14 protein-coding genes are annotated in these 18,174 nt (G+C 49.9%); 6 read left to right on the top strand and 8 right to left on the bottom strand.

Annotated features, from left to right (window positions below; genetic code table 11):
• Nucleotides 1-68 precede the first annotated feature (68 nt).
• Nucleotides 69-554, top strand: a complete 486-nt coding sequence (locus BRW83_RS02120) for a YajQ family cyclic di-GMP-binding protein (protein WP_005881988.1) — start codon at nucleotides 69-71, stop codon at nucleotides 552-554.
• 42 nt (nucleotides 555-596) lie between these two features.
• Here BRW83_RS02120 and aroG read toward each other — a convergent pair whose 3' ends face one another.
• The 4 genes from aroG to BRW83_RS02100 form a co-directional block, all read right to left on the bottom strand.
• Nucleotides 597-1,658, bottom strand: a complete 1,062-nt coding sequence (gene aroG / locus BRW83_RS02115; RefSeq protein WP_005881989.1) for a 3-deoxy-7-phosphoheptulonate synthase AroG — start codon at nucleotides 1,656-1,658, stop codon at nucleotides 597-599.
• A gap of 240 nt (nucleotides 1,659-1,898) precedes the next feature.
• Nucleotides 1,899-3,359, bottom strand: coding sequence for a metalloprotease TldD (gene tldD / locus BRW83_RS02110; protein ID WP_005881990.1), 1,461 nt, complete (start codon nucleotides 3,357-3,359; stop codon nucleotides 1,899-1,901).
• A 187-nt stretch (nucleotides 3,360-3,546) separates the two neighbouring features.
• Nucleotides 3,547-4,344: a carbon-nitrogen hydrolase family protein gene (locus BRW83_RS02105; protein ID WP_005881991.1), complete on the bottom strand. Its 798-nt coding sequence runs from the start codon at nucleotides 4,342-4,344 to the stop codon at nucleotides 3,547-3,549.
• Between the two features lie 60 nt (nucleotides 4,345-4,404).
• The gene (locus BRW83_RS02100; RefSeq protein ID WP_005881993.1) at nucleotides 4,405-8,484 is read right to left on the bottom strand and encodes a YhdP family protein; all 4,080 of its coding nucleotides are present in this window, start codon (nucleotides 8,482-8,484) and stop codon (nucleotides 4,405-4,407) included.
• Between the two features lie 124 nt (nucleotides 8,485-8,608).
• Between BRW83_RS02100 and glnE the strand changes: the two genes are divergently transcribed.
• Nucleotides 8,609-11,356, top strand: a complete 2,748-nt coding sequence (gene glnE / locus BRW83_RS02095) for a bifunctional [glutamate--ammonia ligase]-adenylyl-L-tyrosine phosphorylase/[glutamate--ammonia-ligase] adenylyltransferase (RefSeq protein ID WP_050757747.1) — start codon at nucleotides 8,609-8,611, stop codon at nucleotides 11,354-11,356.
• 27 nt (nucleotides 11,357-11,383) lie between these two features.
• Here glnE and BRW83_RS02090 read toward each other — a convergent pair whose 3' ends face one another.
• The 4 genes from BRW83_RS02090 to BRW83_RS02075 are packed head-to-tail and all read right to left on the bottom strand — an operon-like array spanning nucleotide 11,384 to nucleotide 13,562.
• Nucleotides 11,384-12,403 (bottom strand): NAD(P)H-dependent glycerol-3-phosphate dehydrogenase, encoded by a 1,020-nt coding sequence (locus BRW83_RS02090; protein WP_005881998.1) that lies wholly within the window; start codon nucleotides 12,401-12,403, stop codon nucleotides 11,384-11,386.
• 36 nt (nucleotides 12,404-12,439) lie between these two features.
• The gene (gene secB, locus BRW83_RS02085) at nucleotides 12,440-12,910 is read right to left on the bottom strand and encodes a protein-export chaperone SecB (RefSeq protein ID WP_005882000.1); all 471 of its coding nucleotides are present in this window, start codon (nucleotides 12,908-12,910) and stop codon (nucleotides 12,440-12,442) included.
• A gap of 29 nt (nucleotides 12,911-12,939) precedes the next feature.
• Nucleotides 12,940-13,203 carry a glutaredoxin 3 gene (gene grxC, locus BRW83_RS02080; protein ID WP_005882002.1) on the bottom strand — a complete coding sequence of 88 codons (264 nt, stop codon included), beginning with the start codon at nucleotides 13,201-13,203 and terminating at the stop codon, nucleotides 12,940-12,942.
• 23 nt (nucleotides 13,204-13,226) lie between these two features.
• Complete coding sequence (locus BRW83_RS02075) at nucleotides 13,227-13,562, bottom strand: rhodanese-like domain-containing protein (protein ID WP_257789318.1); 336 nt, start codon at nucleotides 13,560-13,562, stop codon at nucleotides 13,227-13,229.
• Between the two features lie 158 nt (nucleotides 13,563-13,720).
• Between BRW83_RS02075 and gpmA the strand changes: the two genes are divergently transcribed.
• From gpmA to BRW83_RS02055, 4 genes are all read left to right on the top strand, one after another.
• Complete coding sequence (gpmA, locus tag BRW83_RS02070; RefSeq protein WP_005882005.1) at nucleotides 13,721-14,467, top strand: 2,3-diphosphoglycerate-dependent phosphoglycerate mutase; 747 nt, start codon at nucleotides 13,721-13,723, stop codon at nucleotides 14,465-14,467.
• Between the two features lie 61 nt (nucleotides 14,468-14,528).
• Nucleotides 14,529-15,935 carry a murein hydrolase activator EnvC family protein gene (locus BRW83_RS02065; RefSeq protein WP_005882006.1) on the top strand — a complete coding sequence of 469 codons (1,407 nt, stop codon included), beginning with the start codon at nucleotides 14,529-14,531 and terminating at the stop codon, nucleotides 15,933-15,935.
• Nucleotides 15,936-15,938: 3 nt separating this feature from the next.
• On the top strand, nucleotides 15,939-17,360 hold the full coding sequence (locus BRW83_RS02060; RefSeq protein WP_005882007.1) for a S41 family peptidase: 1,422 nt from the start codon (nucleotides 15,939-15,941) through the stop codon (nucleotides 17,358-17,360).
• Nucleotides 17,361-17,380: 20 nt separating this feature from the next.
• Complete coding sequence (locus BRW83_RS02055; RefSeq protein WP_005882008.1) at nucleotides 17,381-18,151, top strand: HesA/MoeB/ThiF family protein; 771 nt, start codon at nucleotides 17,381-17,383, stop codon at nucleotides 18,149-18,151.
• The last annotated feature ends 23 nt before the right edge of the window (nucleotides 18,152-18,174 follow it).

The following is an 18,174-nucleotide window of genomic DNA, read 5'->3' as shown; positions in this document are numbered from 1 at the left end:
TACAATAGACTTTACTATCTTAATGACTATTGACGTCTTCTGTCGAGAAAATAAACGAAAGGATCGCTATGCCATCTTTTGATGTAGTTTCCGAAGCCAACATGGTTGAAGTCCACAACGCCGTCGATCAGGCCAACAAGGAAATCGGCACCCGTTTCGATTTCAGGGGCAGTGATGCCCGTGTTGATCAAAAAGAACATGAGTTGACTGTTTTTGCCGATTCCGAATTCCAGCTGGGTCAGGTCAAGGATGTCCTGAACAATAAAATGACCAAACGCAAGGTCGATATCCGCTTCATGGACGAAGGCAAAATCGAAAAAATCAGTGGCGACAAGGTCAAACAGGTCGTTACCATCAAAAATGGCATTCAGGGTGACAGTGCCAAAAAAATCGTCAAACTGGTCAAGGACAGCAAACTGAAAGTCCAGGCCAGCATTCAGGGCGATGCGGTTCGCGTTGCCGGAGCCAAACGGGATGACCTGCAATCGACGATGGCCATGCTCCGCAAGGAAGTGGCCGACCTGCCACTGGACTTCAACAATTTCCGCGATTAAAAAAAGCCGCCTTTTGCATTCAGGCGGCTTTGATTATTTTCTTCATTTTTTCAATACATCCCTGCGACGTTTAACGGTTTCAGCCAGTTGACCCAGCAATTTGCTGCTGTCTTCCCAACCGATACAGGCATCCGTTACGGATTGGCCGTATACCAGTTTCTTGCCGACTTCATGATCCTGACGGCCACCAACAAGATTCGATTCGATCATCAGGCCGATGATACGGTCATCGCCTTTGGCGATATTTTCACCGACTTCCAGAGAAACCGGCACCTGATTTTCCGCTTTCTTGGAACTATTGCCATGAGAAGCGTCGATCATGATTTTCGGTGCCAGCCCTGCCGCTTCAACTGCCCTGGCTGCTTCGTTCACACTGGCCGCATCGTAATTCGGCTTGTAACCACCACGTAAAATGATGTGGCAATCCTGATTGCCTTCCGTTTCGAAAATGGCGGTATGGCCACCTTTTGTGACGGAAAGGAAATGGTGCGGATGTGAAGCTGCCTTGATGGCATCGATGGCGATCTTGATATTGCCGTCGGTTCCGTTCTTGAAACCAACCGGGCACGAAAGACCCGAAGACAATTCACGGTGAACCTGCGATTCCGTGGTTCTGGCGCCGATCGCACCCCAGCTGATCATGTCGGCAACGTATTGCGGGCTGATCATATCGAGGTATTCCGTTGCGGCAGGAAGACCCAGTTCATTGACGTCACGGAGCAACTCCCGGGCAATGTGAAGACCTTCGTTGATACGGTAGCTGTGATCCATGAAAGGATCGTTGATCAAGCCTTTCCATCCGATTGTCGTACGCGGTTTTTCGAAGTAGACGCGCATGACGACAACCAGTTCATCGCCGTAACGTTCTTTTTCTTCAGCCAGACGGTGAGCGTATTCCATGGCTGCTTTCGGATCGTGAATGGAGCAGGGTCCGATAATAACGACAAGCCGATCGTCCTGATTGTGCAAAACGCGCTGAATCGCTTTTCTGCAACCCGAAACCGTTTCGGCCGCCTTTTCCTCGCAAGGAAATTCACGGATTAAGTGAGCGGGTGGTGTCAGTTCTTTCATAGCAAGAATTCTCAAATCGTCAGTAGTGTCCATGATCTTTCCAGTTTTGATAAAACAAAAAAACCGCCAGATCCTGGCGGTTTTTAGAATGTGGTTTGTTCTCTTTATACGAGCGCTTGCCGCTTCTCCTCCGCCAATGGGCTGGAATAGCTAAAGTAAAAAAACCAGAAATAAACGAAGTTAAACATTTTTATGTGGCAAGCAGTTTCGTTGATCTATTTATTTATTCTATACCAAGTTTTCAAGTCTGACAAAATTTTCTTTTTTTTGTCTTCAAACCGTTCCGCCAACTGTGACATCTTCGATACGAAGTGTCGGCTGGCCGACTCCGACCGGAACGCTTTGGCCTTCTTTACCGCAAACGCCGACGCCGGAATCCAGTTGCATATCGTTACCGACCATTGTAACGCGTTTCAAAATGTCAGGGCCGTTGCCGACCAGAGTGGCTCCCTTGACCGGATAGGCGAGTTTGCCATTTTCTATCACATACGCTTCACTGGCCGAAAAAACGAACTTGCCGTTGGTAATATCGACCTGACCGCCCCCGAAATTGGCGGCATACAAACCATTTTTGACCGACGCGATGATCTCTTCGGGATTCCTGTCTCCCGCGAGCATGAAGGTATTGGTCATACGGGGCATCGGCAGATGGGCAAACGACTCACGACGTGCATTGCCGGTCACGGCCATATTCATCAAACGGGCATTTAAGGTATCCTGCAAATACCCCTTCAAAATACCGTTTTCAATCAAAACCGTCCTTTGTGTCGGATTGCCTTCATCGTCCATATTCAGCGATCCCCGCCGGTTCCGGATGGAACCGTCATCGACCACCGTAATGCCATCGGCCGCGACCTTTTCGCCAAGCCGTCCGGAAAAAGCGCTCGATCCCTTGCGGTTGAAGTCGCCTTCCAGACCATGTCCGATCGCTTCATGCAACAATACGCCAGGCCATCCGGAACCGAGCACAACCGTCATCGGACCTGCCGGAGCCGGTTTCGCTTCCAGATTGACCAGTGCCGAACGGGTCGCTTCGTTGACATAATGGCTGATGAGCTCATCCGTAAAATAGGCATAGCCGTAACGGCCACCGCCGCCACTGGTTCCCATTTCACGACGGCCGTTCTGTTCGGCAATCACCGTTACCGACAGGCGGATCAACGGTCTGACATCGGCAGCCAGAACACCATCGCTGCGCGCGACGAGAACAACGTCGAATTCACCGGCCAGACCAGCCATGACCTGAACGATACGCGGGTCGGCGGCTCTGGCAAGTTTTTCCACTTTTTCAAGAAGAGCGACCTTTTCTGCCGCGCTGATTGTTTGCAACGGATCATTGGGGATGTAAAGGGAATGATTTTCGACCGGTTTTATCACCGAAGCCAGTTTGACCTTCCCTTCTCCCTGACGCCCGATGGTACGGGTCGCCTTGGCAGCGTCTTCCAGTGCCCTGCCGGATATATCGTCAGAATAGGAAAAAGCCGTCTTGTCCCCTGCGACAGCCCGAACGCCGACACCCTGATCGATGGAAAAACTTCCCGTTTTGACAATGCCCTCTTCAAGACTCCAGCTTTCATTTTTCGTAAACTGGAAGTACAGGTCGGCATAATCGACCTGATGGTTGAAAATAGTTCCCATTGCCCTGATCAGGGCAGGCTCATCCAGCCCGAATGGTTCGAGAAGAATAGATTTGGCCAGATCAAGACTGTCTTTTTCGGTCGTTTGCGAAGGCATGAAGAAAATCCTCGTTATCGGTTCAGACCCTGATTGTAGTGTATTGTCCAAAAAGGTGCATCCGATGCTCCAATTTGACGTGGAATGAAGTCAATATAAGCGATAAAACCATTCATGAGATTGCGTCATGCCAACACTTCTGCTGGCATGTCTGAAATCGGGCGAATTCAGGTAATCGGGATAAATATCAGAGTTTGCGATGTTTCAGGGCAGGCAATTTCTCGCGAATCGATGCAAGCAGATCGACGTCCAGTTCACCGGCAATGACACCTTCGCCTTCTGGCAAGACAGCCTTGACCTCACCCCACGGATCGATCAGCATGGTATGCCCCCATGTTCGCCGACCGGTAGCATGACGCCCTCCCTGGGCTGCCGCCAGAACGTAGGCCTGATTTTCGATGGCCCGTGCACGAAGCAACACTTCCCAGTGAACCTTGCCCGTTGTATACGTAAACGCTGCCGGCACGACAATCAATGTACACTCCCCGAAAGCGCGGTACAGTTCCGGAAAGCGCAAATCGTAACAAACCGACAGGCCGACTTTCCCAAATGGCGCATCGAACGTCACAACATCATCCCCACCGCAAATCGAAGCGGACTCATCATACGACTCGCGTTCCGTCGCAAAACCGAACAGGTGAATCTTGTCGTATCGCGCAATGTTTTCACCTTCGGGGGTATAAACCAGCGAGCTATTCAGTACTTTTCCCGGTTGCTGTGAAACAAGGGACAAGGTCCCACCGATCAGCCATATGCCGTATTTCCGGCTCATCTCTGCCATAAAGTCCTGAATGGGACCCGAACCAAACGGTTCGGCATGATGGATGCGCTCGGCATCGTTTAAGCCGATACTGGGCCAGTATTCAGGCAAAAGCACCAGTTGTGCACCGGTTTGTGCCGCTTCGCCGATCAACCGCCGTGCCGTTTCGATATTTTCACTCACGACAGGGGTGGAGACCATTTGAACGGCGGCTACTTTAGTCATCTTCAACTCCTTATTCTATCGACAGGTTTTCACGAAAGCGGACAAGGAATCCCTGATTGATTAGCGTTTTATCTCGCTGATTTCAGGATTCGTCCATGAACCGGTAATTTGATATTCATGCGTCAGCTCTTTCATCAAAGGCTTTTGCAGGAATAATTGAGCAAGGAACGTGCCAATTCCAATGGCAGGATTGATAAACCCGTAAGCCAGCGAAACGGCGGCAGCATTGAAATCGGGGATCACTGCAACATGCAGGTTCTGGGTTTCTTTTGCAATGTCAACGCTGCCATCCATCAGCACAGTTGCATTGGGGCCCATCATCTTCATATTGTCCGTTTTCATGATGCCTTTCGCAATCTGTGCAGTCGCGCTGATATCGTCAAACGCAAAACCCTTGGAAAAAACATCCCTGAAATCAAGGGTCAGCCTTCTGGGCAATGATTGCAGACTGATAACACTCAAGAGCCGTGCCGCCCCGGCATCCGCTTTCAGGAATTGTCCCGCTCCGATCTTGAGTGAGAGTTTGCCGTACATGGACGGGATATCCAGCGCGAACGGCAAGCCATCCCAGCTCACCTCGCCTTTCATTTCGCCTTTTCCACGACGGATCAATCCCTTGTAACCGAAGCGGTCCAGCAATTTTCCGGCATCCCTGATATTCAGGACATAGTTCAGTTTCGTCTGCTGCTTATTGCCTGTTGAGGAAATCCAGCTTCCCGATGCATCGAGAATGGCATCGGGATTGGTGATTTTCAGTTTGTTGATCCGCCATTCCCGTCCTCCCTGAAAATTGACATTGTTGGCAATGATTTCTGTCCTGCCGAGATGTTTTCCATAAAGGACCAGATCGTCAGCGATAATATCGAGTGCCGGAATACGACGGACATTTTCCCTGCCAGACATATCGGAGGCTTTCTTGACCGAGGAAGGCAAAATGTTCATGGACGAAAGTCGCGCAATGAGCTTCCCTTCCACCTGACGGATATTGCTGTCAATCCACTTGATCTGCCCGTTCATCTGATCGGACCGGATAGACGCCTCGATCGAGTTTTTCGACCGGGAACCATTCAGACTGACATTCGTCAGCCAGGTATCCATCGACATCAATTCATCCGCGACAATCGAAAAATGATCCGGATCGATATATTGTTCCAGGCCTCCGCCAGAAGCCGCATCATTTGCCCTCCCTCTGGCAGCTTCCGAAGACAGGGAACTCAGTACATTGGCCCATTCGTTGAAATCCAGATTGTGCATGCTGAGATCAAGGGTCACGCCGGGTCGCGTACGTACCGGCCTGTTTATGGCAAGACCGCCCTCGACGACCTGCCAGCTACCCTGTCTTGTCTTCTGGCGCAGATATCGGGCAGCGATATTTTCGCCATAGGCAATATCGATGACATCGCGCGAGATGCCATTGACCGCAGGCCGGTTATCCATCTGGAACTTCAGGGGAACCGTACTGGCTGCCTGTTTGCCCAATGGGGCAGGCAGATCGATTTTAAGCCCCTTCAGGCTGGAATTGACTTTCAATTCATTGTCGGTAATATTGACCAAAAATGGCGTGCTGCCGGACAGTTTGCCGACAAGCTGTTTCATGATACCCCCGGAATAAACCTGCTGAAGCCCCCGCGAACTCAATGTTCCCTCCGCACGGACGAGGAAACGTCCATTCGGCTGGGTTCCACCGCTTATCGAAGCGGGTTCATGCAGGAAATTGGCACTGATTTTTTCAAGCGCAAATCCCTTTTCCGAAAAATACAGCTGCCCCTGTGTTTTGGCAATTGTCGGAAGCTCCCTGAACAGGACAATATCGTTTCCACCGAACTTCAGAGTGCCCTTGACGACGGACTTTTCCATCTTTTCGAGAGGCAATTGCATTTCAAGCAGCAAATCGGCATTACCCGTTGCAGTCGTTTCATCGGTCAGATGACCAATCCAGTCGATAACCGGCGTCGCATTTACAAAACCGACAAAATTCTGGAGTGTCCCGTTTGCTTTTCCATCGACATTCAAAACGGGATTGTCGGCCAATACATTCGGAATGACCACATCGACATCTTTCAACCCGACATTATTGGTTGAAGCCTTGTCGGCATGAATGGAAAGCAGGCTGCCATCCATACGAAATTCACCCTGTATTTTTTCAATAATGGGCCATGCCGGTTTACGCGTATTCCTGTTAACCATGTCAGGAGCGTAATTCAGCACACCGTCCACGATTTTTGCATTGACCTTGAAAACGCCAGTGTTCTTCTTTTTTTCGACGGAATAAGGAAAATCGGCCAGATTACCTTTAATCTGAATCACCCCTTCACTGACCTTGCCGCCTTTCAGACCACCGGATAACCATTCTTTAAGGGTTTTTGGCGTTTGTAGGGGAATGTAGTGCTTTACCTTGTCGATATCCAGATTTTCGATTCTGGCTGTCGCATCAACCGAACCGTATAAATCCTCTTTATTGGCCAGTTCTTTCGTGTATTGTCCCGACACCTTGACCTTCACATCGGCTTGCCTGAAAGCGATATCTTTCATTTTGACGGTCAGGACATTTTTCAGCGAACGTTGCCATTGCACATCCATTTTCAGCTCATCGAATTGCTGAGGCACCGCACGGCTGTAAACCGGTAAAATCAGGGTTGACTTCGGTGAATCGAGTTCCAGGTTACCGCCGTATTCATTCACGGAAGCGGAACCGGTCAGATTTTGAAATCCGATATTGGACGGCAAAAGACCGGGCTTGCTCGATTGATAACCGTCTGCCGTTTCACGCAAGGTCAATTGGCTGAAATTTCCATTCACGGAATAAGCCTTCAATTCATCCTGTGCGTTTTCCCAGCTCAGACTGAAATTGGACAACTGGCCGCCAAGTTCATATCGCCTGATCTGCTGGCTCAATTCTTTATCAAGCGGCAGATAGGGAAGAAAATTTCCCAGCTCGCCCAGATTCAGTCTTTTGACATCGACCTTTGTCTTTGCCAGCTGATTATCTCCCTCGGGAGACAAATAACTGGCCGTAAAACTGGCATCATTCAAAACCTTGCCCAAAACCGTTTTCAGGGACAATTTGTCGACTCCGTAGGAATAGAACGGATGCGCCTGCAAGTCATCCTCTGCCCCGGCATTCACCAGCCTTTTCATATCGAACCGGCCTGTCGCAAAAGCCAGATCGAGTACAGGAAGATCTTTTCGCAACCTGAGTTTCAGGTTTTTCAGATCAAGCTCTGCAGAAATTTCCGTCAATCGGGATTTATCTACACCGGCCCATACCTGTATGGAACCCGTTCCCCCGTCCAGTTCGACCGGAAGATCGACGTATTTTTTCCATTGGTCGGCGTTGAGGTTGGGCAAGGCAACATACAGATCGCCTTTCCATTTTGAAACATCGGATACTTTCTTTTCAAACCGGGGGTGAGACAAATTGCCCCGGATATCGATGGAATCGGCAATATGCGCATCCGGAACGGCAGTGAGCCGGAATCGATGCTTTCGGCCACGGTTTTTCATAGCGAAGTTGAACTGGTCCAGATTCAATTCGGCGGCATGCCTGAAATCGTCTTTCCAGTGAATGGCTCCATCCCTGACAATGATTTCATGCTGCTTTAAAATCCAGTCGGCGACGCCACTTTCAGTTTGCTTTTCCGGATCGACAAGAATACCGGCAACGTAAAACCTGCCGTCCCTGTCTCTGGAAATATTGATATCCGGTTTGTCGACGACAAGAGAAGCCAGTCTCAAATCCATCAGTGGCACAGACCACCATGAAACAACCGCTGAAACATTTTTCAGCCTGACATATTCCTTGCCACGATCGTCTGAAAGCGTCACGTTTTCAAGGTCGACTTTCGGTTGCAAGCCATACCAGGAAGCAGTGATTTTCGAAAACCGGACGTTCTTTCCGATCGATTCGCTCGCCAGCTTTTCTATTTCTGTCTTATATTCATTGACATGAGGCAAAACGACATAGCGCAGGCCGAGAAAAATCGCTGCGAAAGCAAAATAAAAAATGAAAAATACGACCAGCGCCACCTTGATGATCGTCTGGTAGCGATAAGCGAAATCGGCAAAAGCATCCGCGGAACGTGACCACCATGCGCTCCGGGATTCGTGTTTATTCTGATTTTCTTGCCGATCAGGCTGCATTAGATAGAAGAATTAGCGTTAATAAACGTAAAATACCACAACGGCATACCGATTATTTAATCAATCATGAAGAATATTGATTGCGATACCTTCATGAAACGATATTTACCCGATGTTACAAAATATGAAGCCATCCCTCATTCCTGCAGAACAGGCGTCCCATTTTTACATGCACTGGATGAATGCCAGCCGTGAAAAACGGACAGCGAAAATCCAGTCGCTCATTACTCAACCATTGAACCGGCTGAATCTTGAAGCCCTGTTAAAGCGCGAAATGGACGATGGCTATCCTTTGCCGAGAGCGATGCGGCGCCTGAGAAACCTACTGATATGCGCCATCATTGAACGCGACCTGTCCGGAAAAGCCGATTTATCGGAAGTCGTCGAAACGATGACGCGATTTGCCGAATTCGCCATCCGTACCCATCTGAAAACACTTTCCGAAGAATTGACAGCCGCTCACGGTACACCGATCGGAGCCCATTCTGGCACACCTCAGGAAATGATTATTCTCGGAATGGGGAAACTTGGGGGGGGAGAACTGAACGTTTCGTCAGATATCGACCTCATCTTCGTTTATCCCGAAAACGGGGAAACAAAAACGACTGAACCGGGACAACGTCCGCTTTCCAATCAGGAATTTTTTACCCGGCTGGGCAAACGGTTCATCAAGGCTCTCTCGGAAATTACCGAAGACGGCTTCACTTTCCGCGTCGATATGGCCTTGAGACCCAACGGAGAGTCCGGCCCTCTTGTAGCCAGCACCAATATGGTCGAGCAATATCTGATCGTTCAGGGACGAGAATGGGAAAGATACGCCTGGATCAAGGCACGTCCGATAACCGGCAATCCGGATGATATCCGGGCGCTGCAGGAAATCGTGCATCCATTCATTTATCGCCGGTATCTGGATTTCAGTGTCATCGATGCCATCCGGAACCTGCACCAGCAGATTCGTGCAGACGTCATCCGGCAGGAAAAGCTTCACCCCGAACGCAGCAACAACGTCAAACTGGGACGCGGTGGCATACGGGAAATTGAATTTCTGGCCCAGATGTTCCAGCTTATCCGGGGTGGAAGAGAACCTGCCTTGCAAGACAAATCAACCCGGAACATCCTTCATATTCTGGTCGAAAAAAGACAGCTTGATGACGACATTGCGAATGCCCTGCTCGATTCATACACTTTCCTTCGTAATCTGGAACACCGTATCCAGTATCTCGACGATGCCCAAACCCATTCCCTGCCTGCCAATGAAAACGAGCTTCTCCTGATTGCCAACTCGATGGGAATGGAAACCACTTCAGAACTGCTTGATGAGCTGAAAAAGCACAGAAGCTTTGTATCGTCACAGTTCGATGAAATATTCAGTGACAAATCCTCGAAGGAAGACAACTCGAAACCGGTTATTCCGCAACCGCTGCTTTCTTCCCAGTCGGAAGATGAACAGATTCATTCTATCCAGACAAAACTGGAATCGTTCGGTTTCGCTGAAGCCGACAATGCGGCAAGACGACTTTTGTCATTCTGGAAAACCAATCGTATTCAATCCCTTTCAGACAGTACCCGAACCAGACTGGTTACCTTTATCAACACCACACTGCCGGAACTGCTGAAAAGCAGCCATGCGCCAGTCGTCACACTGGGCCGGCTTCTCGACTTCCTTGAATCGATTTCCCGCCGTACGGCATATCTATCGCTTCTGACTGAATTTCCGGCAGCGACACAACGGTTGATACGCATGCTCGATGCCAGCGAATGGGCTGCCCGCTATCTGACACGCCATCCGATCCTGCTGGATGAATTGCTTGATGCCAGAACACTGCTGGCGCCACCCGACTGGCCTTCTTTCACGGCCGAACTGGAACAGCAACTCGAATTGCAACGGGGAGACACCGAACTGATGATGGATACCCTGCGCGAAGCCCATCATGCCCAGCTGTTCCGTTTTCTGGCACAGGATCTGGCGGGTGGATTGACAGTCGAGAGACTGGCCGATCATTTGTCCAGGCTGGCGGACATCATCGTTGAAACCGCCTTGAAGGAAGTATGGCTTGCGATGCCAAAACGCCACAGGGATATCCCCCGTTTTGCTGTCATCGCTTACGGCAAGCTGGGTGGAAAGGAACTGGGATATGCTTCCGATCTGGATTTGATCTTTTTGTACGACGACGACCATCCCGACGCTCCGATGCTATACGCACGACTGGCACAGCGCTTCATTACATGGATGACCAGTTCGACATCGGCAGGCATCCTGTTCGATATCGACATTGCCTTGCGCCCCGACGGTGCCAGCGGCCTGATGGTCTCTTCCATCGATTCTTTCGAACGTTATCAGGCAGAATCGGCATGGGCATGGGAACATCAGGCGTTGACCCGTGCCCGATTCTGTGCAGGAGACGAAAATATCGGCAAGCGGTTTGAGGCATTGCGTGACCGGATACTGCGCCAGCCACGGGACCGGCAATGGCTCAGGCAGGAAATTTTGAAAATGCGTGAAAAAATTCACGAGAGCCACCCTAACCGGTCGACCCTTTTCGATCTGAAACATGATGCAGGAGGGATGATCGACATTGAATTCATCGTTCAATACCTCGTGCTTGAATATTCACGCGAATATCCCGAACTGACAGACAATTTCGGCAATATCGCGTTATTGAAGATGAGTGAAAAACTCAATCTGATTCCTGAAGAGGCAGGCGAAAAAGTATCCGCCATTTACCGGCAGTTCAGAAAGCGGCAACACGAAATACGCATGCAGGGAGCCGATCAGGCCAAGGTTGAACCCGATGAAGTCACCGATCAGGTCAACGAAGTCAAAAAACTGTGGAATCTGGTTCTTCTGCATCCGTCAAATGAAGCGGACTGATAAAAAGACACTGAAAGAACCGCCGTTTTACGGTTCTTTCAGATAAAGAGTATCCGCTTCATCGCGAACATGACGGGCAAGCAGCTGGGATACCGTACTTTTGATCGATACCTTGTCGAACAAAACACCTACAACCGCATTCGTAATCGGCATTTCCACACCGGCCTTGGCCGCCAGCATCCGGACAGTCTGGGCACAACGGACGCCTTCGGCAACGTGCCCCAGCTCGGCAATGACCGTTTCAAGCGTCTTGCCTTTTGCCATTTCAAGACCGACACGACGATTGCGTGACAAATCGCCAGTACAGGTCAAAATGAGATCCCCCATTCCCGTCAGCCCCATAAAGGTTTCAGGCCTTCCCCCAAGAGCGACTCCAAGCCGGGTAATCTCGGCCAGACCACGCGTAATCAGGGCTGCACGGGCATTCATTCCAAAACCCACCCCATCGGACATACCCGTTGCTATGGCCAGAATATTTTTGACAGCCCCACCGACTTCAACACCGGTGACATCATCACTGGAATAAATGCGCATATTGCCGCCGTTGGCTGCTTCCACCACGATTTTTCGCAGTGACATCGACATGGATGCAACGGTCAATGCACAGGGTAAACCGGCAGCGACTTCCTGAGCAAATGACGGACCCGACAATACGCCCATATCGACCTGACTGCCGAGCGTTTGCGCAACAACCTGATTCGGCAACAGACCGGTATTTTCCTCAAAACCCTTGCACAGCCAGATCAGATTGATGACCCCGCTATCTTTCAGCCTGCCGGAAACCGAACGCAAACCTGAAACGGACGTGGCAATGATCGTCAATGCATCCGAGCCTGAACCATGAGCGACGGCATCTTCGAAACGGGAAGTCAGTATGATTGATTCAGGCAGGGTAAAACCCGGCAAACCCGTCATATTCTGACGTGTCTGGACTGTTTCACTAACGACCTTTTTATTGCGGTCCCAGAGCATGACCGAATGCCGCTTTGCCAGATGAATGGCAATAGCGGTTCCCCATGCTCCCGCACCAAGAACAGTAATGTTCATTTTCTGTCGTCCCGTTTTAAAACTGAAGGAACTTTATCAGTGTGGTTTTGCTTCGTTTGCCGTTTCCTGTGCCTGCTCCTGAGCCTGCATACGATCCTGGAAATAGGTTTCGAAATTGATTTCTGCAAGATGAACCGGAGGGAAACCGGCCCGTAAAATCATGTCGGCAATATTCGAACGCAGATAAGGATAAATAATGGAAGGACATGAAATGGCAAGGATCTGGTCCATCGCTTCTTTCGGAATACCGCGTATTTCAAAAATCCCTGCCTGTTTACCTTCAACCAGATAAGCGGTCTTGTCACCGATTTTTGCCGTTACGGTTGCCGTTACCGTCGATTCGAAAGTCGTTTCACCCAGTGGTTCGAAACCGACATTGATCGCCACTTCCAGTTCCGGCATTTGCTTTTCCAGAAAAATGGCCGGGGAATTGGGTTGTTCAAGAGACAAGTCTTTTAAATAAACGCTTTGAATATGAAAAACTGGTTGAGTAGCCTCGGAAGACATATTTACTCCGGATTGGTTTTATAAAATGGTTAAGCTTTTTCAAGCAGCGGCATCAGTTCGCCGGCTTTGTCCAATGCTGAAAGATCGTCGAAACCGCCGACATGCGTATCGCCGATAAAAATTTGCGGCACCGTACGCCGGCTGGTTTTTTCCATCATTTCAGCACGCAGTTTTTCATCATTGTCGATCAGGATTTTTTTGATCTCCGTTACCCCGCGGTTTTTCAGCAACTGTTCCGCCATGCGGCAATAAGGGCAAACCGTTGTGCTGTACATCACGACATTAGCCGTCATATCCGTATTCCCTTCTCATCTGTTTATTTGGTTACAGGCAAACCTTCACTGACCCATTTATTCATACCGCCAGACAGGCTGTTGACCGGCTTGAAGCCAGCTTTTTTCAGTATGGCTGCCGCTTTCCCGGCCTCCTTTCCTGCCTCATCGACGACAATAATAGTCTGGCCCTTGAATTTATCAAGTTTTGGAAGTCTTTCTTCAAGACCGGTCAAAGGAACATGAACCGCATTCAAAATATGTCCGGCCTGATACTGCTTCACATCACGGACATCTATAATAGTCGTTTTTCCCTTATTGATCATTTTTGTGGCTTCGGCGTGAGAGATTTTTGCTCCCTTCCGGATATAAGGCCACACCAGCGCACCGATACAATACAAGGCTACACAAATCCAAAAAATGTTGTCTTTAATAAAATTCACGAGATATACCTGCTAGAAGTCAACGATAATCAAACTGATACATTATAAAATAGAAAGACACGAGACATTCGAGATAACTTATATTCATTTCGATTATGCATAAAATTGTTTTCATGCGGCATGGGCAGTCCATCTGGAATTTCGAGAACCGGTTTACCGGCTGGACCGATGTGGACCTGACGGAAAGAGGCAAGAAAGAAGCCAGAGCCGCTGGCCGCGTCTTGCGGGAAGCAGGTTTCGAGTTTGACCTGGCTTACACTTCAGTACTGAAAAGAGCCATCAGAACACTGTGGATCGTGCTTGATGAAATGGATTTGATGTGGGTTCCGGTAGTATGCGACTGGCGTTTGAATGAACGTCATTACGGTGCGCTTCAGGGCCTGAACAAGGCCGAAACCGCCAAAAAATACGGCGAACACAAGGTTCATATGTTGCGCAGAAGCTACGAAATAGCCGCCGATGCGCTCCATCCGGGCGATCCGAGAACTTCCTATAATGACCCCGCTTATGCAACCTTGAAACGTGAACAGATTCCGCTGACCGAAAGTCTGAAAGACACAGTCGCTCGCGTCAAACCTTTATGGATTGAATCGATCGCACCTGAAATCCGGAAAGGAAAACGCATTCTCGTTGCTGCCCACGGCAACAGCCTGCGTGCCCTGATCAAGGAACTGGATGGCATCAGCGACAAGGATATCGCCCTTTTGAACATACCGACCGGCCAGCCCCTTGTTTACGAACTGGATGACGATTTGAAACCGATACGTCATTATTTCCTGGGCGATCCGGCACAAATCGCCGAAGCCTTGCAGGAAGTGGAAGCACAGGGCAGCGCAAGTTAATTTTGCGATCCTTACCTTTTTGAGGCAAAATGATCCGATTCAATTTTGCCTCGCAAAATGCATGAAAAAAGCACTCTTTTTCCTCTTCCTGCTTGTCTACGCGACAGCTTCGTCGCTGACTGTTCACGCAAAGCAAAAAGCGACCTCAACCAAGCAGCAGAAACAGGTCAATAAAAAAGCCGCATCTAAACGTGGCAAGTCAAAAACGACCTCAAAAAAAGCAGGTGACACGGCCAGACAGAAACAGGCCGCCGAAACCGAACAGAAAAAAGTCCACACCCGATTGAATACCCTGAAAAAGGAAATCGGGAAAACCGAAGTCGCAAAAGGCAAGGCCAGCGAAGCGTTGACCCAATCCCAGAAAGCCATATCGACTACCGAACGTTCGCTGGCAGAGCTCGGACAGAAAAAAGCGGTAACTGAAAACAAACTGACCCAGCTTTCTTCCGAACAGGCACAGCTGACGGCAACCGTTGCCAAACAACAAAAACAACTGGCAAAACTGATGCAACAACAATATGTTTCAGGCGGTGAAGACCGGATGAAACTGCTGTTTTCCGGTGACAACCCGAACCGGATCAGCCGCGAAATGCAATACATGAACTACTATTCGACGGCATACTCGCAACTGATCGCATCCCTTCGCCAGAATATCAAGGCAGTCGATGCCAAAAAGTCGGAAACAAAAGAAACAAAGCAGGAACTGGATAAAATCGCCAGCAAGACAAGCGAACAAAAACAGGTTCTTGAAAAGGAAAAAGCCCGGCACGCCGCTCTTGTCGCCCAGCTCTCCGACAAGTTAAGCAACCAGAAAAAAGAAGCCGAACGTCTCGCACAGGATGAAAAACGTCTGGGTGGTCTGGTCGACCGTTTGTCCAGAAAGATTGAAGAGCAACGAAAAGCGGCTGAAAAAAGGGCGGCACAAGCACGTCTTGCCGAACAACAGGCCAGAAAACAGGCAAAACAATCGAGACAGACGAAACAGGCCAGAAAAACCCAATCCCGTCCTCAAAAACAGGAATCACAGGCTGAAATCGTCAGGGAAACGCCTTATAAAGCCGATACTGCAAGCGCATTCGGCAAGAAACGTGGCTCTTTGAGAATGCCTGTACAGGGAACCATTACCGCCAGATATGGCATGAAACGCGCTGACGGCCCGAGCTGGAAAGGCATCTTTATCAAAACATCGGCAGGTGCCCCCGTCCATTCCGTTGCAGGCGGCAAGGTTATCTTTGCCGACACCCTTCGCGGTTTCGGCAGATTGATTATTATCGACCACGGTGATCATTACATGACGATTTACGGAAATGCTCAAACCCTGAACAAACGGGTAGGAGATACTGTCGGCAGCGGCGAGACCGTCGCTACCGCGGGCAACAGCGGTGAAAACGGGGAAACCGGGTTATACTTCGAATTGCGACGTAGTGGACATGCTTTAAACCCTTCGGACTGGATATCGACTAGGTGATACATGCGTAATAAATTTCGTAACATTCTGCTGGTAGTTCTCGGAGTGATCATCGGCGTTTTCGCGTCGGTACAATTCTCCGCCATGGCCCAAAAGCAGACGGCACCTTTGCCGCTTGATGAATTGAGACAACTTGCCGATGTATTCGGATTGATCAAATCCGACTATGTCGAACCGGTCGAAGACAAGAAACTGCTGACTGATGCCATTTCAGGCATGGTGGCTTCACTTGACCCCCACTCGGCCTATCTCGACAAGAAAGCCCTCCAGGAATTGAAAGAAGGGACTCAGGGCAAATTCGGCGGTCTGGGCATTGAAGTCGGCACCGAAGACGGTTACGTCAAGGTCATCTCACCTATCGAAGACACACCTGCCTACCGTGCAGGCATCAAGCCGGGCGATCTGATCACCAAACTGGATGGCGTATCTGTCAAGGATATGACACTCGACGCGGCAGTCAAGAAAATGCGCGGCGATCCCAATACGAAAATCACGCTCACGATTGCCCGTAAAAACGTCAACAAACCCATCGTTATTACGCTTGTCCGTGAAGAAATCCAGGTCAAAAGCGTGAAATCGAAAATGATCGAACCCGGATATGCATGGCTGCGGGTCTCCATGTTCCAGGAACCGACTGTTGAAGACCTCGTCACGCACATTAGCAAGCTCTATGCCAAGAATCCGAAGATCAAAGGTGTCGTTCTCGATCTGAGAAACGATCCGGGCGGCATCCTGCCGGGAGCGATCGGCGTGGCATCCATATTCCTGCCACAGGATTCGGTCGTTGTTTCGACCAACGGCCAATTGCCGGAATCAAAGGCGGTCTTTTACGCCCGTCCGGAATATTATGCAGGCAGAACCCTGAATGACCCTCTGGCAAAACTGCCAGCCCAGATCAAGAACGTTCCGGTCGTCGTACTGGTCAATATCGGCTCGGCTTCCGCTTCTGAAATCGTTGCCGGTGCTCTGCAGGATCACAAACGCGCCACTATTATGGGTACCCAGACATTCGGCAAAGGGTCCGTACAAACGATTCGCCCCCTTTCGAAAGATACGGCAGTCAAGCTGACGACCGCCCGTTATTACACACCAAGCGGCCGCTCCATTCAGGCAAAAGGTATCGTACCGGACCTGATGGTCGATGAAACGGCAGAAGGCGATGGAATCAATGGACTGCGCCTTCGTGAAGCCGATTTGTCGAAGCACCTGACGAATGGCACGGATGAAGTCAAGAACGAAGACCGCTTGAATCAGGACGAAGAAATCAAGCTGCTGGAATCGGCCAAGAAATACAAGCCGATCGAATACGGCACGAAAAAAGACTTCCAGCTGATGCAGGCACTGAACCACCTGAAAGGGAAACCGGTTCAGCTTTCCAAAGTCAAACCGGAAGAAAAGAAAAACGACGAAACCAGGAAAAAATAAACCGGCAAAGGTCAAAAGTGATGAATGAAGAACAGGAAGTACGCTACTCGCGTCACATATTGCTGAAAGATCTTGGTTACGAAGGTCAGGATAAAATTGCCAACTCGCATGTTCTGGTGATCGGGGCAGGTGGACTCGGCTCCCCTGCTTCCATGTATCTGGCTTCCGGCGGTTTCGGCAAGTTGACACTGGTCGACAACGATCAGGTGGAATTGACCAACCTTCAGCGCCAGATACTTCACTCAACAGACCGGATCGGCAAAAACAAGGCTGAATCAGGAAAACAGACACTGACCGGCATTAACCCGACGATCGATATTGTTACCATAACCGATCGGATGGATGAAACGTCTTTGCCCGAACTCGTCAGGACTGCGGATGTCGTTCTTGATTGCACCGACAATTTCAAAACACGCCTGATTGTCAATCGCGCCTGCATGGCCGCTGGCGTTCCACTTGTATCCGGTGCCGTCGTCCAGTTCGACGGGCAAATCTCGGTTTACGATCCACGGCGTGATGATTCCCCCTGTTACGCCTGCCTGTTTTCGGAAGACCAGCATTTCGAGGATCTGAAAGCCGCGCAGGTTGGCGTTTTCGCACCGCTGGTCGGGATTATCGGCACCATGCAGGCAGCCGAAGCCTTGAAACTCGCCGCCGGTATCGGCACGTCTCTGGCAGGTTCCCTGCTTCTGCTCGATGCATTGACAATGGAATGGACAAGGATCGGGATCGACCGCAATCCCGACTGCCCTGTCTGTTCCGCCCGGAACAAGCTCAAACAAGCTGTCTGACATAAAAGAAAAGCCCCTTTTAA

Source organism: Oxalobacter formigenes, from assembly GCF_002127965.1.
Taxonomy (GTDB): domain Bacteria; phylum Pseudomonadota; class Gammaproteobacteria; order Burkholderiales; family Burkholderiaceae_D; genus Oxalobacter; species Oxalobacter formigenes.
This window is presented reverse-complemented; position numbering and strand designations above follow the sequence as displayed.

What these genes read in the sequence shown, in the direction of transcription:
- glnE (WP_050757747.1), top strand. Translation starts at nt 8,609, where the DNA reads ATGAAGCCATCCCTCATTCCTGCAGAACAGGCGTCCCATTTTTACATG.
- tldD (WP_005881990.1), bottom strand. Translation starts at nt 3,359, where the DNA reads ATGCCTTCGCAAACGACCGAAAAAGACAGTCTTGATCTGGCCAAATCT.
- BRW83_RS02100 (WP_005881993.1), bottom strand. Translation starts at nt 8,484, where the DNA reads ATGCAGCCTGATCGGCAAGAAAATCAGAATAAACACGAATCCCGGAGC.
- aroG (WP_005881989.1), bottom strand. Translation starts at nt 1,658, where the DNA reads ATGGACACTACTGACGATTTGAGAATTCTTGCTATGAAAGAACTGACA.
- BRW83_RS02065 (WP_005882006.1), top strand. Translation starts at nt 14,529, where the DNA reads ATGAAAAAAGCACTCTTTTTCCTCTTCCTGCTTGTCTACGCGACAGCT.
- BRW83_RS02055 (WP_005882008.1), top strand. Translation starts at nt 17,381, where the DNA reads ATGAATGAAGAACAGGAAGTACGCTACTCGCGTCACATATTGCTGAAA.
- gpmA (WP_005882005.1), top strand. Translation starts at nt 13,721, where the DNA reads ATGCATAAAATTGTTTTCATGCGGCATGGGCAGTCCATCTGGAATTTC.
- BRW83_RS02060 (WP_005882007.1), top strand. Translation starts at nt 15,939, where the DNA reads ATGCGTAATAAATTTCGTAACATTCTGCTGGTAGTTCTCGGAGTGATC.
- BRW83_RS02105 (WP_005881991.1), bottom strand. Translation starts at nt 4,344, where the DNA reads ATGACTAAAGTAGCCGCCGTTCAAATGGTCTCCACCCCTGTCGTGAGT.
- BRW83_RS02090 (WP_005881998.1), bottom strand. Translation starts at nt 12,403, where the DNA reads ATGAACATTACTGTTCTTGGTGCGGGAGCATGGGGAACCGCTATTGCC.
- BRW83_RS02120 (WP_005881988.1), top strand. Translation starts at nt 69, where the DNA reads ATGCCATCTTTTGATGTAGTTTCCGAAGCCAACATGGTTGAAGTCCAC.
- secB (WP_005882000.1), bottom strand. Translation starts at nt 12,910, where the DNA reads ATGTCTTCCGAGGCTACTCAACCAGTTTTTCATATTCAAAGCGTTTAT.
- grxC (WP_005882002.1), bottom strand. Translation starts at nt 13,203, where the DNA reads ATGACGGCTAATGTCGTGATGTACAGCACAACGGTTTGCCCTTATTGC.